This window comes from Paracoccus jiaweipingae (genome assembly GCF_044335505.1).
Lineage (GTDB): Bacteria > Pseudomonadota > Alphaproteobacteria > Rhodobacterales > Rhodobacteraceae > Paracoccus.
In genome coordinates this window covers 138796-151803 of record NZ_JBISBS010000002.1, presented here as the reverse complement: position 1 = coordinate 151803, position 13008 = coordinate 138796, and the positions used below count along the sequence as shown (strand labels likewise).

General features: G+C 63.3%; 13 protein-coding genes and 1 tRNA gene. 6 read left to right on the top strand and 8 right to left on the bottom strand.

What is annotated here, in order from left to right; all coding sequences use genetic code 11:
- Window positions 1-40: 40 nt before the first annotated feature.
- Window positions 41-712: an orotate phosphoribosyltransferase gene (locus tag ACFXP9_RS04185; RefSeq protein ID WP_397206081.1), complete on the bottom strand. Its 672-nt coding sequence runs from the start codon at window positions 710-712 to the stop codon at window positions 41-43.
- Entirely contained in the window at window positions 709-1755 is a 1047-nt protein-coding gene (pyrC, locus tag ACFXP9_RS04180; protein ID WP_397206079.1) for a dihydroorotase, read from the bottom strand. The genes ACFXP9_RS04185 and pyrC overlap by 4 nt, the downstream gene beginning before the upstream one ends.
- A 123-nt stretch (window positions 1756-1878) precedes the next feature.
- Between pyrC and ACFXP9_RS04175 the strand changes: the two genes are divergently transcribed.
- Window positions 1879-2220 carry an antibiotic ABC transporter gene (locus tag ACFXP9_RS04175; protein ID WP_397206077.1) on the top strand — a complete coding sequence of 114 codons (342 nt, stop codon included), beginning with the start codon at window positions 1879-1881 and terminating at the stop codon, window positions 2218-2220.
- A gap of 213 nt (window positions 2221-2433) precedes the next feature.
- The gene (locus ACFXP9_RS04170; protein ID WP_397206075.1) at window positions 2434-2820 is read left to right on the top strand and encodes an HPP family protein; all 387 of its coding nucleotides are present in this window, start codon (window positions 2434-2436) and stop codon (window positions 2818-2820) included.
- A 697-nt stretch (window positions 2821-3517) separates the two neighbouring features.
- On the opposite strand, the gene gap is transcribed toward ACFXP9_RS04170, so the two are convergent.
- From gap to ACFXP9_RS04140, 6 genes are all read right to left on the bottom strand, one after another.
- Window positions 3518-4519: a type I glyceraldehyde-3-phosphate dehydrogenase gene (gene gap, locus ACFXP9_RS04165; protein ID WP_397206073.1), complete on the bottom strand. Its 1002-nt coding sequence runs from the start codon at window positions 4517-4519 to the stop codon at window positions 3518-3520.
- A 139-nt stretch (window positions 4520-4658) separates the two neighbouring features.
- Window positions 4659-4802, bottom strand: a complete 144-nt coding sequence (locus ACFXP9_RS04160; protein WP_397206071.1) for a hypothetical protein — start codon at window positions 4800-4802, stop codon at window positions 4659-4661.
- Between the two features lie 81 nt (window positions 4803-4883).
- On the bottom strand, window positions 4884-5918 hold the full coding sequence (locus ACFXP9_RS04155; RefSeq protein WP_397210010.1) for a flagellar motor switch protein FliG: 1035 nt from the start codon (window positions 5916-5918) through the stop codon (window positions 4884-4886).
- Between the two features lie 65 nt (window positions 5919-5983).
- Window positions 5984-7300: an adenylosuccinate lyase gene (purB, locus tag ACFXP9_RS04150; protein WP_397206067.1), complete on the bottom strand. Its 1317-nt coding sequence runs from the start codon at window positions 7298-7300 to the stop codon at window positions 5984-5986.
- A gap of 106 nt (window positions 7301-7406) precedes the next feature.
- Window positions 7407-8813 (bottom strand): type I glutamate--ammonia ligase, encoded by a 1407-nt coding sequence (glnA, locus tag ACFXP9_RS04145; RefSeq protein ID WP_397206065.1) that lies wholly within the window; start codon window positions 8811-8813, stop codon window positions 7407-7409.
- 55 nt (window positions 8814-8868) lie between these two features.
- Window positions 8869-9207, bottom strand: a complete 339-nt coding sequence (locus ACFXP9_RS04140) for a P-II family nitrogen regulator (protein WP_397206063.1) — start codon at window positions 9205-9207, stop codon at window positions 8869-8871.
- 141 nt (window positions 9208-9348) lie between these two features.
- On the opposite strand from ACFXP9_RS04140, the gene ACFXP9_RS04135 reads away from it, so the two are divergent.
- The 4 genes from ACFXP9_RS04135 to ACFXP9_RS04120 all read left to right on the top strand — a co-directional run bounded on the left by ACFXP9_RS04135 (window position 9349) and on the right by ACFXP9_RS04120 (window position 13000).
- On the top strand, window positions 9349-11013 hold the full coding sequence (locus ACFXP9_RS04135; RefSeq protein WP_397206062.1) for an NAD(P)H-hydrate dehydratase: 1665 nt from the start codon (window positions 9349-9351) through the stop codon (window positions 11011-11013).
- An 83-nt stretch (window positions 11014-11096) separates the two neighbouring features.
- Window positions 11097-11181, top strand: a tRNA-Leu gene (locus tag ACFXP9_RS04130).
- A gap of 20 nt (window positions 11182-11201) precedes the next feature.
- A complete protein-coding gene (gene tig, locus ACFXP9_RS04125) occupies window positions 11202-12536 on the top strand; it encodes a trigger factor (RefSeq protein ID WP_397206060.1) in 1335 nt (444 codons plus the stop codon).
- Window positions 12537-12607: 71 nt separating this feature from the next.
- A complete protein-coding gene (locus tag ACFXP9_RS04120) occupies window positions 12608-13000 on the top strand; it encodes a nuclear transport factor 2 family protein (RefSeq protein ID WP_397206059.1) in 393 nt (130 codons plus the stop codon).
- Window positions 13001-13008: the final 8 nt, after the last annotated feature.

The window sequence follows — 13008 nt, the reverse complement described above, 5'->3', positions numbered from 1 at the left end:
ATCGCGCCAATCGTGGTCCACCGCCTGTGGGGCAGGGGCCTTAACTATGGGCGGCCTGCCATGCGCGCGGGTTGGTCAGGAAGGTCTCGACCTCGCGCAGGGTTTCGCGGTCAAAGGCCTCTTGTGCGCGGGCCTCGGCCAGCACGTCCCACCATGTGCACAGGTGATGCAGCTGCACACCATGCCCCGACAGCCGGTCGGTGGTTTCCGGGAAGATCCCGTAATAGAAAATCACCGCCGTATGCGCACAGTCCGCCCCGGTGTCGCGGATGGCATCGACAAATGACAGTTTCGAGCCGCCATCCGTTGTCAGATCCTCGACCAGCAGCACGCGCTGACCTTCGGACATTTCGCCCTCGATACGGGCATTGCGACCGTAACCCTTTGGTTTCTTGCGCACATAGGTCATCGGCAGGCCAAGCCGTTCGGCCATCATCGCGGCAAAGGGAATGCCCGCAGTTTCGCCGCCGGCCACGTTGTCGAATGCCTCGAACCCGGCATTGCGCATCACTGTCGCGGCCAGAAAATCCATCAGAGTGCCACGGATGCGCGGGTACGAGATCAGCTTGCGGCAATCAATATAAGTGGGCGATTTCAGCCCCGAGGCCAGCGTGAACGGTTCGGCCGCGTTGAAATGCACGGCCTTGATTTCCAAAAGCGCCCGCGCGGTCAGGCGGGCCATCTCGGCGGCGGGGGGATAGGGCAGGCTCATGCGTTGTCCTCGATATGCCAGTAAAGCGGAAATCCGGGGTCGAACACCGTCACCAGGTCATCGCCCGCCTGAATGCTGGCGGGATAGGTGGCAGGCGTGTCGCGGCGGGTCAGGGTGATGCGGGCCTCGTTCGCGGGCAGGCGGTAAAAGGCCGGACCGTTCAGGCTGGTAAAGGCCTCCAGCCGGTCCAGCGCGCCGTCCTCTTCAAAGACCTGCGCCAGAATCGACATGGTGTTGGGCGCGGTGAAACAGCCGGCACAGCCGCAGGGTTGCAGCTTGGCGTGGTCGGGATGCGGGGCGGAATCGGTGCCCAGAAAGAACCGCCCCTCGCCGCTGGTGGCCGCCTCGCGCAGCGCCAGCCGGTGGTTTTCGCGCTTGGCGACGGGCAGGCAGTAATAATGCGGGCGGATGCCCCCGGCCAGAATGGCGTTGCGGTTGATGACCAGATGATGGGTGGTGATCGTCGCGCCCAGATCGTCACCGCCGCTGCGCGCGTAATCGACGCCATCCTTGGTGGTGATATGTTCCATCACCACGCGCAGGCCGGGCGTGGCCCGCCGGATCGGGTCAAGGATACGGTCGATGAACACGGCCTCGCGGTCGAAAATATCGACATCGGCATCGGTCACCTCGCCATGGACACACAGCGGCAGGCCGGTTTCGGCCATGGCCTCCAGCACCGGGCGGACCTTGTCGAAATCGCGCACCCCGCTGGCCGAATTGGTCGTCGCCCCCGCCGGATACAGCTTGACCGCATGGACAATCCCCGCCTGCTGCGCGGCAATCACATCGGCGGGGTCGGTCTCTTCGGTCAGATACAGCGTCATCAGCGGCTGCATGTCGGCACCGGCGGGCAGCGCGGCCCGGATCCGGTCGCGATAGGCCGCGGCCTGCGCCCCGGTGACCACCGGCGGCACCAGATTGGGCATGACGATCACCCGGCCAAAACCGGCGGAATGCGGGGTGACCGCCGACAGCATCCCGCCATCGCGCAGATGCAGATGCCAGTCATCGGGGCGGCGGATTGTCAATATTTTGTTCATGTTTTGCCTTTATACCTCCGATTCGGCAGATGCCATATTCGTTACGTCACCGGGTGCAACGGGCATTGGCAAACGCCCCCTATCCGGTCATCCTGTCAGCCTGTTTCAACGTCTGGACCCCAAATGGCACGAATCGCGTTTTCCCCCGTTTCCCTCAGCCACTCGCCGATCGCGTTATGGGCCGAAATGACACGGATCGGGCTTGAATCGCAAATGGTAATCGGCCTGCGGGTGGCGGGGATGATGGGGCTGCTGCCCCATTCCCCGGCGGAATCGCGCCGCATGGTGCGCGAGAAACATGACGCCGCCACGGAATCGCTGGGTGCGGCGCTGCGGGCGGCCAGCGACGGGCTGCGCGGCGATCAGGTGCTGGCGGCGGCGCTGAAACCCTACCGCAAGCGCACCCGCGCCAATGCCAAGCGCCTGACCCGCAATGCCAGCGCACGCGGTGCCAACCGGCGCTAAGGCGGCGACACCTTTTGGACGACCTGTTCTGACAACCGCCTTTGGGGCGGGGCGGTCGTTGTTGCGCCAGCCTCTTTGCTGGGCGCGAAAACGGAATGAACGTATCTTTGGCTGATCCTTGCAGGCCGTGTCGATGCGCGCTGTTGCCCAAATCCAGCGTGAGAACCGTCCCTATATCGGCATGGGTGGCTTGTCGGCAGTGGTGCTGTTGCCATGGGTAACGGACATCTTCCATCTGACCTGGATCATGGCACCTTCCGGGCCAGTTGCGTGCTGCTGTCTGCCATGCCGGTCAGCCCCTTGTCACAGCCGGTGCATGTGATTGCGGGTCATCTGACCTGCGCCAGCGTCAGACTGGCGGCGCATTTCTGCCGTCCCGAAAGCCGGTGGGTCGTGGCGCTGGCGGTGGGGCTGTCGATCACGGCTATGGTGGTCCTGCGCGTCACCCATCCACCGGCGGGGGCAAACCTTCTGGTCGTTTTCGCGTCTGATCCGGGCCTTGGATTTCTTGTTTTCCCGGTGTTTTCGGGCGCATTAACCTTGGTCGCGGTCGCCTGTCATCGCCTGACCGGCAAAACCTATCCCAAGAGATCAGACTGATGGCGCGTGTGAAGGGCCGGAAAGGACGATATCATCCCCTCTCTGTCCGGGCGTCACGGCTACCAAGGTGCGAGCATTTCCCTCATGGTCGAGGCAACAGGTCTTGGCAGACACAGCCTTTACCACCTTTTCCGGGCGGCAAGAAAGACATGGTCGCGGCGGTTCTGGCGCAAATCTTGGGCTGGTTTCAGGAAAATACCTTCAGCCCCCTGTCCCGGCTTCCTGCCCCCACCACACTTGCGCAATGTTCGACGCGGTCAGTGCCTGTTGCTTGGGCGGCCAACCTGTGTGTCTGGTGGGGCCTTCGCGCTGGATGCCATACGCGACCTTTTTGCGGTCCAGATCAGCAGCTAATTCGATGACTGGATCGCGGCGCTGGCAACCCGCCTTGCACATAGAGGTCCCCTCCGTCCGGCCCGTCGGGCGAGGCGCGAAATATCGGGGACATGATACAGGGCGCGATCATCATGTCGCGCGCGACGGCAAACACCCGGCATTTCCAGAATAGAATTGACGATCTGCGCAACCGATACGGTGCCCACGCCACCTTTTGACGGACTGCCCCGACTGGGGCCTTTGCGCCACAAGCCCGGCGCGCCCATGCCGCGCTGGCTGTCGTCAGCCCCAGTTTTCGCAACCCGCCCAAACAAAAAGGCCGCCCGGAAAAGGCGGCCTTTGACAATCACTGCGGGCGATTTCAGATCAGTTTACCCATCGCAACCGCGGTATCCGACATCCGGTTCGAGAAGCCCCACTCGTTATCATACCAGGTCAGGATGCGGCACATCGTGCCTTCCATGACTTTGGTCTGGTCAAGGTGGAAGATCGAGCTGTGCGGATCATGGTTAAAGTCGATCGAGACATTGGGCTGATCGGTAAAGCCCAGAACGCCTTTCATCGGCCCGTTCGCGGCGGCCTTGATCGCCTCGTTGATTTCCTCGACCGTGGTGTTGCGGGACGCCTCGAAGGTCAGGTCGACGACCGACACATTCGGGGTCGGCACGCGGATGGCCACGCCGTCCAGCTTGCCGTTCAGTTCCGGCAGCACCAGACCGACCGCCTTGGCCGCACCCGTCGAAGTCGGGATCATCGACATCGCCGCCGCGCGGGCGCGATACAGATCCTTGTGCATCGTATCCAGGGTCGGCTGATCGCCGGTATAGCTGTGGATCGTGGTCATGAACCCTTTCACAATGCCGATCTTGTCGTTCAGCACCTTGGCCACCGGCGACAGGCAGTTGGTGGTGCAGGACGCGTTCGACACGATCAGCTGATCGGCCTTCAGCGTGTCATGGTTAACGCCATAAACGATGGTGTTGTCCGCACCTTTCGAGGGCGCCGACACCAGCACCCGGCTGGACCCGTTTTCCAGATGCACGGCAGCCTTGTCGCGGTCGGTAAAGATGCCGGTGCATTCCATCACCACATCCACGTCCTGCCAGGGCAGTTCGGCGGGGTTGCGAATGGCGCTGACCTTGATCGGGCCGCGACCGACATCAATGGTCGATCCGCTGACCTTCACCTCATGCGGGAAGCGGCCATGGACCGAATCGAACCGCAGCAGATGCGCGTTGGTCTCGACCGGGCCCAGATCGTTGATGGCCACGACTTCGATATCGGTCCGCCCGGACTCCACAATGGCGCGCAGCACATTGCGCCCGATCCGTCCAAAACCATTGATAGCCACTTTAACAGTCATCGTACCCTCTGCCGGCTGATTTCGTTGCCCGCTTATCGCCAGTTTCCGTCAGGAATGCAAAGCCTTCCGACAATGATGCGCAAGGATTCGCAGGCCGAAAACCGCGTTAGCGCATGACGTTAGCGCAAGCGCTTACCAGTCAGCGCCAGAATTCGACCCATTCGATCAGCGCCAACAGTTTCCGCCCCATAAAAACAGGCAGCCCACCCCCCAGCCAGATCGCATCGACAGCAAACACCGCCAGCACCATCAGCGCCAATGTCAGGGCAATGCCATTCGTCATCTTCGTCGCTCCAGCTGCGCTTGCCTTGGCCCCGTGTTACGCGAATTCCGCGCATCGTCAAACCTGTGCCTGCCGCCTCCCTCAGGCGGTGTTGATCGTCACCTCCTTGTCGTCGTCATCCGCTTCACCGGCGATCAGGAAGATCTCGCCCGTGGCCTCCAGCTCACGGATGGCCGAGACGATGGCAGACATCGCCTCTTCTGCGTCCTTGCGTTGGATCTTGGACTGATCCTCCATTTCCTCACGCAGGGTATCGGCCATGCGCTGGCCCAGATTTGCCAGCAAGTAATCCACTGTCGCAGCCTCCGCATTTTGCGAGCCAGCCATCGCCTTGACCAGCATCGTCTGATCGCATTCACGCACCACGCGGGGCACATCGCGCGGGTCGATACGCTGCGGAATATTGGCCCATGTAAAGATCGCCTTGCGCACGTCGCGGGCGAAATCCGGGTCGTCCTCGTCCAGCCCCGCCAGTACGGAATCGCGCATCCCTGCGGTCGAAAAGTTCAGGATCGCGCCGACTTTCTCAACCGGGGCGCCGTCAATGGCCGGACGTGGCAGCGCCTCGGCAGCCATGACCAGCGCCTGACCGATCCGGCGCAAAGCCTCGGACTGGATGCCGCTGGTCATCGACATGGCATAGCTGATCGCCCGCGCGCGATCCTGTGGCAGCCGCGCCATGGTTTCCGCAGCTTTCGGCACCGGCAATTGCGAGAACATCACCGCCACAACCTCCAGCGCTTCACTGTCGGCCAGTTCGGTCAGGGTGTTGACGGACAGCGCGGCAATACGCGCCCAAGGGTCGCCCGCCCCCGTCATAGCCGCCATGCGGCGCAGCCGGTCGGTGGTGTCCGGCGACAGCAGATCCCCCAGCATATCAAGGGTGCCATCCATATCGCCGGGAAAGGAAAGCCCGATATTTTCCAGAATTTCGCAGAATTCATCAATGATCGCATCGCGGGTCGCGCGGTCAATCATTCCCATCTGCGCCATTTCATCCGCCAGCCCATCCTGCAAGCCGGAAGGCAGGCGGTTCAGGTCGATTTCCCCACCTTCGGCCAGCAGAAGCCTGACAATCACCGCAGCTTTCTGCCGCGGTGACAGCATTGTCGTCATCATCACTGCCTTCATCCCCGGCTGATTCGTCAGGAACAGAATGGCACAGACAATTTAACAGACCGTTACCGGCCGGCATTTTCCCCAAACACACGGGCAAAAATCGTGTCCACATGCTTGGTGTGATAGCCAAGATCGAATTTTTCCGCGATTTCAGCAGGCGACAGCGCGGCGGTCACCTCTGCATCGGCCAGCAATTCCTGCTGGAAATCCTTGCCCTCTTCCCAGACCTTCATCGCGTTGCGCTGAACCAGCCGATAGGCATCCTCGCGCGAAACACCGGCCTGCGTCAGCGCCAGAAGAACCCGCTGAGACATGACAAGGCCTTTGAACTTGTTCATGTTTTTCAGCATGTTTTCGGGATAGACCACCAGCTTTTCAACCACGCCGGCCAGACGGTTCAGGGCGAAATCCAGCGTGATCGTGGCGTCAGGCGCAATGCCGCGCTCGACCGAGGAATGGCTGATGTCACGCTCGTGCCACAGGGCGACATTTTCCATCGCGGGGATGACAGCCATGCGCACCAGCCGGGCCAGCCCGGTCAGGTTTTCGGTCAGCACCGGGTTGCGCTTGTGCGGCATGGCCGACGACCCCTTCTGGCCGGGGCTGAAAAACTCTTCCGCCTCCAGCACCTCAGTGCGCTGCATGTGCCTGATTTCAATGGCGATATTTTCGATGGACGAGGCAATCACCCCCAGCGTCGCAAAAAACATCGCATGGCGGTCGCGCGGGATCACCTGGGTGCTGATCGGCTCGGGGCGCAGGCCCATTTGTTCGCAGACATGCTCTTCCACGGCGGGGTCGATATTGGCGAAGGTGCCAACGGCGCCCGAAATCGCGCCCGTCGCGACTTCCCAGCGGGCTTTCTCAAGGCGGTTCTTGTTGCGGTCCATCTCGGCATAGAACCGGGCGAAGGTCAGGCCCATCGTGGTCGGCTCGGCGTGGATGCCGTGGCTGCGACCGATCCGCACCGTGTCTTTATGCTCGAACGCGCGGGCCTTCAGCGCGGCCAGAACCTTGTCCATATCGGCCAGCAAAAGATCGGCGGCGCGCACCAGCTGCACATTCAGCGTGGTGTCCAGAACGTCGCTGCTGGTCATGCCCTGATGGACAAAACGGGCCTCGTCGGCGCCGATATGTTCGGCCAGATGGGTCAGGAAGGCGATGACGTCATGTTTGGTGACGGCCTCGATCTCGTCGATGCGGGCGGTATCGAAGGTGACATCCTTTGCCTTCCAGACGGCATCGGCATTGGCCTTCGGGATCACCCCCAGCCGGGCCTGCGCGTCGCAGGCATGGGCCTCGATCTCGTACCAGATGCGGAACTTGGTCTCGGGCGACCAGATGGCGGTCATTTCGGGGCGGGCATAGCGCGGGATCATGGGGGCCTCCTTGGTTTGGGCGGTGATAGCGGCGGGGGCGCCTTACGGCAAGCGCGCAAGGAAAAAGGGCGCCCGCGAGGGGCGCCCTTGGTTCGGTTTCTGCCGGTCAGCAGGAATAATACATCTGGTATTCGACCGGGTGGGGGGTGTGCTCGTAAGCGTAAACCTCTTCCCATTTCAGCTTGATATAGCCCTCCAGCTGATCGCGGGTGAACACGTCACCGGCCAGCAGGAAGTCCATGTCTTTTTCCAGCTCTTCCAGCGCTTCGCGCAGGCTGCCGCAAACGGTCGGGATCTCGGCCAGTTCCTCCGGCGGCAGATCGTAAAGATCCTTGTCCGAGGCGGGGCCGGGGTCGATCTTGTTCTTGATCCCGTCCAGACCAGCCATCAGCAGTGCGGCAAAGCACAGATAAGGGTTGGCGCTGGGGTCGGGGAAGCGGGCTTCGACGCGCTTGGCCTTGGGCGATTCGGTCCACGGAATACGCACACAGCCCGAGCGGTTGCGCGCGGAATAGGCGCGCAGCACCGGGGCCTCGAAGCCGGGGATCAGGCGCTTATAGCTGTTGGTCGATGGGTTTGTCAGCGCGTTCAGCGCCTTGGCGTGCTTCAGAATGCCGCCAATGAACCACAGCGCCTCTTGCGAGAGGTCGGCATATTTGTCGCCGGCGAACAGCGGTTTGCCATCTTTCCAGATCGACATGTTCACATGCATCCCCGAGCCGTTATCGCCCTTCATCGGCTTGGGCATGAAGGTCGCGGTCTGGCCATAGGCGTGGGCGACGTTGTGGATGACATATTTATATTTTTGCAGGTTATCGGCCTGCTCGACCAGCTTGCCAAAGATCATCCCCAGCTCGTGCTGGGCGCTGGCGACCTCGTGGTGGTGCTTGTCGACCTTGATGCCCATCTGTTTCATCGTCGACAGCATTTCACTGCGGATGTCCTGACCGGCGTCAATCGGGTTGACGGGGAAATAGCCGCCCTTGTGCCCGGCGCGGTGGGCCTGGTTGCCCATCTCGTATTCGCGGTCGGTGTTCCACGCGGCGTCCACCGAATCGATCTGGAACGAGACCTTGCTGGGCGTCACCGAATAGCGCACGTCGTCGAACAGGAAGAATTCAGCCTCGGGGCCGAAATAGGCGACATCACCGATGCCGGTCGATTTCAGATAAGCCTCGGCCTTGGCGGCGGTGCCGCGCGGGTCGCGGGCATAGGGTTCGCCGGTGTCGGGTTCGACCACGTTGCAATGCACGCACAGCGTCTTTTCGGCATAGAACGGGTCGATATAGACGCTGGAGGGATCGGGCATCAGTTTCATGTCGGACTGGTCGATCGACTTCCACCCGGCGATCGAGCTGCCGTCGAACATGAAGCCTTCTTCGAAGAAATCTTCGCTGATTTCATCGACGATCAGCGTCACATGCTGAAGTTTGCCCTTCGGATCGGTGAAGCGGACGTCGACATATTCGACCTCCTCTTCCTTGATCAGATCCATAACGTCCTTGACCTTCATGATTCGTCCTTTCTGTCAGCGGTGATAACACCGCTTTCTTGCTATTTCGTTAAGATCAGACCGCGTCGTCGCCGGTTTCGCCGGTGCGGATGCGGATGGCCTGCTCGACCGGGCTGACAAAGATCTTGCCGTCGCCGATCTTTTCGGTGCGGGCGGCGCTGACGATGGCCTCGACCGCGGCATCGACCTGATCGTCGGGCAGGACCATCTCGATCTTGACTTTAGGAAGGAAATCAACGACATATTCGGCGCCGCGATACAGTTCGGTATGGCCTTTCTGGCGCCCGAACCCCTTGACTTCGATCACCGACAGGCCCTGAACGCCGACCTCTTGCAGTGCTTCCTTCACGTCGTCCAGTTTGAACGGCTTGATGATCGCTTCGACCTTTTTCATCGCCTTCAGACCCCCTTGCGGCTTGTTCATCCCCTGATTGGCGGGTTTGATCGGCGGGGTAAATGCAGCCGTCCGGCGTTTGCGCCAACCCCGCGGGAAAACGAGGGCGACTGCCTAATAATTGGGCATTGTGGGTGAAAAATGGGCAAACCGGGTGTGATCGGTCAGGCGGTCCTGACCACGGCAGAGATGCGCGCGGCCGAGGCCGCCGCCATGGCCAGCGGCCATGTCACCGGGCAGGAGCTGATGGCGCGGGCGGGGGCGGCGGTGGCGGGCGCGATCCGGCTGCGCTGGCCGCGTCCGGGCCGGGCGACGGTGCTGTGCGGGCCGGGCAATAATGGCGGCGACGGCTATGTGATCGCGCGGCTGCTGGCGCAGGCCGGATGGTCGGTGCGGGTGCTGGGGCTGGACAACACCCCCGGCCCTGATGCCGCCCAGATGAAGGCGCGGTGGCAGGCGACCGGTCCCATCGCCCCGCTGACCGAGGCCGAATTGCGCCGTGGCGGTGCCAGCGATGTTTACGTCGACGCCATTTTCGGCACCGGTCTGACCCGTCCGCCACGGGGCGACATCGCGGCGGTGCTGGCGCATCTGGGCGGGCGCGGCGGCGATGCGACCTGTTATCATGGCCGGCTGGTGGCGGTCGATTGCCCGTCGGGGCTGTGCCTTGACAGTGGCGCGGTGCTGGGGGCGGCGCGCGATCATGCGCCAGACGCCCCGCAGGCACGGCTGACCGTGGCCTTCGACTGTCCCAAAGTCGGGCATCTGATCGGCCTTGGCCCGCAGCTTTGCGGCGAACTGGTCTGCGCCGATATCGGCCTTGGCCCGTGGCGCGAAATGGCGGCCCCGGTCTGGCGCGACGGGCATCCGGTGGGGGATGCGCCGATGGGGGATGCGCGCCCCTTGCGGCTGCGCGCGATGATGCCGCCGGCGATCGCGGATCGCCGTATTGACGACGGGCACCCCCCGCAGCCCCGGTCTGATTTCGCCAGACCCACAGGCGCGGCCAGCCATAAATACAGCCACGGCCACGCGGTGATCATCGGTGGCGGGCCGGGCCGGGGCGGCGCGGCGCGGCTGGCGGCGCGGGCGGCGCTGCGCATGGGGGCGGGGCTGGTCACGGTCTGTCCGCCCACAGCGGCGCTGGCGGAACATGCCGGGCCGCCGGATGCGCTGATGCGGCGGGGGCTGGACGGGCCGGACGACCTGACGTCGCTGCTGGCGGATGCGCGGATCAGCGCGCTGTGCCTTGGGCCGGGCTGCGGTGTCGGGCGCGCGGCGGCGCTGTTGCCGGGCGTGCTGGAGTCAGGCCGGGCCTGCGTGCTGGACGCCGATGCGCTGACGGCGCTGGCGGGGCGCGCGGCCGCGTTCGAGGGCCTGCACCCGCGCGTGGTGCTGACCCCGCATGGCGGCGAATTCGCGCGGCTGTTTCCCGACCTTGCCGCGCGGCTGGCCGGGATGACCAGCGAAGGCCCGGCCTTTTCCAAGCTGGACGCCGCCCGGCAGGCCGCCGCGCGGGCCGGGGCGGTGGTGCTGTTGAAAGGCCCTGACACGGTGATCGCGGCGCCCGACGGTCAGGCGGTGATCCATTCGGCCTTTGACCTGGCATGGCTGGCCACGGCGGGCGCGGGCGATGTGCTGGCCGGGGTCATCGCCGGGGCGCTGGCGCGGGGGCTGCCGGCCTTTGCGGCGGCGGCGGATGCGGCATGGCTGCACGCGCAGGCGGCACGGGCCTTTGGTCCGGGTCTGATCGCGGATGATCTGCCTGACGCCATCCCGGCGGTCTATGCGCAACTGGGGCTGTGATTTTTCCACTCGCACCCGCGCGCGGGCTTTGCTAGAAGGGCGCGGATTTGTGTGGCGGGTGCTTTGCCCGCCCATTCGACATTGCGGGTGTGGCGAAATTGGCAGACGCACCAGATTTAGGTTCTGGCGCCGCAAGGCGTGGGGGTTCAAGTCCCTCCACCCGCACCATGGATATGAAGGATTGCTAGATGCAGGTCAAAGAAACCCAGAACGAAGGGCTGAAGCGCGGCTATCAGTTCACCCTGCCCGCCGCCGATCTGGCCGCCGAGGTGGACAAGAAGCTGCAAGAGGCGCAGCCGGAAATCGAGATGAAGGGTTTCCGCAAGGGCAAAGTGCCCATGGCGCTGCTGAAAAAACAATTCGGCCCGCGCGTGCTGGGTGATGCCATGCAAGAGGCCATCGACGGCGCGCTGCGCAAGCATATGGACGAATCGGGCGACCGCCCGGCCATGCAGCCCAAGGTCGAGATGGAAAACGGCGAAAACTGGAAAGAGGGCGACGATGTTGTCGTCAACGTTTCCTATGAAAACCTGCCTCAGATCCCCGAACTGGACGCCAGCGGCATCGAGCTGGAGCGTCTGGTCGTCAAGGCCGAGGACGCCGCCGTCGACGAGGCGCTGGACGGTCTGGCCAAGAATGCCGTGACCTATGAGGACCGCAAGGCCGGGTCGAAAGCCAAGAAAGACGATCAGATCGTGATCGACTTCAAAGGCTTCGTCGATGGCGAAGCGTTCGAGGGCGGCGAGGCCGACGGCTATCCGCTGGTGCTGGGGTCGGGCAATTTCATCCCCGGTTTCGAAGACCAGCTGATCGGCGCCAAGGCCGGTGACGAGGTCAAGGTCGAGGTGAAATTCCCCGACGATTACGGCGCGGAAAACCTGAAGGGCAAGGACGCGATCTTTGAAACCAAGGTTCACGCTGTCAAGGCCGCCAAGAAGGCCGAAATCGACGACGAACTGGCCAAGAAATTCGGTGCCGACGATCTGGACGCCCTGAAAGGCCAGATCCGCGAGCGTCTGGAAGCCGAATACAAAGGCGCCAGCCGGGCCATCCTGAAGCGCGCGCTGCTGGACAAGCTGGACGAGATGGTCAAGTTCGAGCTGCCCGAATCGCTGGTCGAGGCCGAGGCCGCGCAGATCGCGCATCAGCTTTACCACGAAGAGCACCCCGAGGATCACGGCCATAACCACGGCGCGATCGAACCCACCGACGAGCACAAGACCCTGGCCGAGCGCCGCGTGCGTCTGGGCCTGTTGCTGGCCGAGATCGGCCAGAAGGCCGAAGTGACCGTCTCGGATCAGGAAATGACCCAGGCGGTGATGATGCAGGCGCGTCAATACCCCGGTCAGGAACGTGCCTTCTTCGAATTCATCCAGCAAAACCCGCAGGCGCAACAGCAGCTGCGCGCGCCGATCTTCGAGGATAAGGTCATTGACCACATCGTCGAAGGCGCCAAGGTGACCGACAAGGACATCACCAAGGAAGAACTGGAAAAAGCCATCGAGGCGCTGGACGAGGCCTGAGCCACGTCTGCGTGCGAAACCCGAAAGCCGCGGCCCCGCGCCGCGGCTTTTGTCATCCGGCAGGGGCGGCGATGCAGATTATCCGCGATTACTGGCAGGCGATGAACGGCAATGACTGGGCCGCCGTGGCGGCGCGGTTTCTGGCCCCGGATTACCGCTGCATCTGGCCGCAAACTGCCGAAATCATCACCGGGCGCGACGGTTTCGCAGCTGTCAATGGCGCGTTTCCGGGGCAGGGCGGCTGGCGGTTTCAGATGCTGGCCCTGACCGGGTCGGGCGATCAGGCCGCCAGCGATACGCGCATCACCCATCCCGAACTGGGCATCACCGCGCGGGCGGTCAGCTTTCACCAGATCCGCGACGGGCTGATCGCGCAGCAGACCGAGTTCTGGCCCGAACCCTATGACGCGCCGGCGTGGCGCAAAGGGCTGACGCGCATCGACCCGGCGCTGGCGGGGTTGTGACGGCGCGG

Excerpts from the sequence above, each read along its gene's own strand:
- ACFXP9_RS04155 (WP_397210010.1), bottom strand. The coding sequence starts at position 5,918 with ATGACGACAATGCTGTCACCGCGGCAGAAAGCTGCGGTGATTGTCAGG.
- gap (WP_397206073.1), bottom strand. The coding sequence starts at position 4,519 with ATGACTGTTAAAGTGGCTATCAATGGTTTTGGACGGATCGGGCGCAAT.
- ACFXP9_RS04120 (WP_397206059.1), top strand. The coding sequence starts at position 12,608 with ATGCAGATTATCCGCGATTACTGGCAGGCGATGAACGGCAATGACTGG.
- purB (WP_397206067.1), bottom strand. The coding sequence starts at position 7,300 with ATGATCCCGCGCTATGCCCGCCCCGAAATGACCGCCATCTGGTCGCCC.
- ACFXP9_RS04135 (WP_397206062.1), top strand. The coding sequence starts at position 9,349 with ATGGGCAAACCGGGTGTGATCGGTCAGGCGGTCCTGACCACGGCAGAG.
- glnA (WP_397206065.1), bottom strand. The coding sequence starts at position 8,813 with ATGAAGGTCAAGGACGTTATGGATCTGATCAAGGAAGAGGAGGTCGAA.
- ACFXP9_RS04160 (WP_397206071.1), bottom strand. The coding sequence starts at position 4,802 with ATGACGAATGGCATTGCCCTGACATTGGCGCTGATGGTGCTGGCGGTG.
- tig (WP_397206060.1), top strand. The coding sequence starts at position 11,202 with ATGCAGGTCAAAGAAACCCAGAACGAAGGGCTGAAGCGCGGCTATCAG.
- pyrC (WP_397206079.1), bottom strand. The coding sequence starts at position 1,755 with ATGAACAAAATATTGACAATCCGCCGCCCCGATGACTGGCATCTGCAT.
- ACFXP9_RS04170 (WP_397206075.1), top strand. The coding sequence starts at position 2,434 with ATGGGTAACGGACATCTTCCATCTGACCTGGATCATGGCACCTTCCGG.
- ACFXP9_RS04175 (WP_397206077.1), top strand. The coding sequence starts at position 1,879 with ATGGCACGAATCGCGTTTTCCCCCGTTTCCCTCAGCCACTCGCCGATC.
- ACFXP9_RS04140 (WP_397206063.1), bottom strand. The coding sequence starts at position 9,207 with ATGAAAAAGGTCGAAGCGATCATCAAGCCGTTCAAACTGGACGACGTG.
- ACFXP9_RS04185 (WP_397206081.1), bottom strand. The coding sequence starts at position 712 with ATGAGCCTGCCCTATCCCCCCGCCGCCGAGATGGCCCGCCTGACCGCG.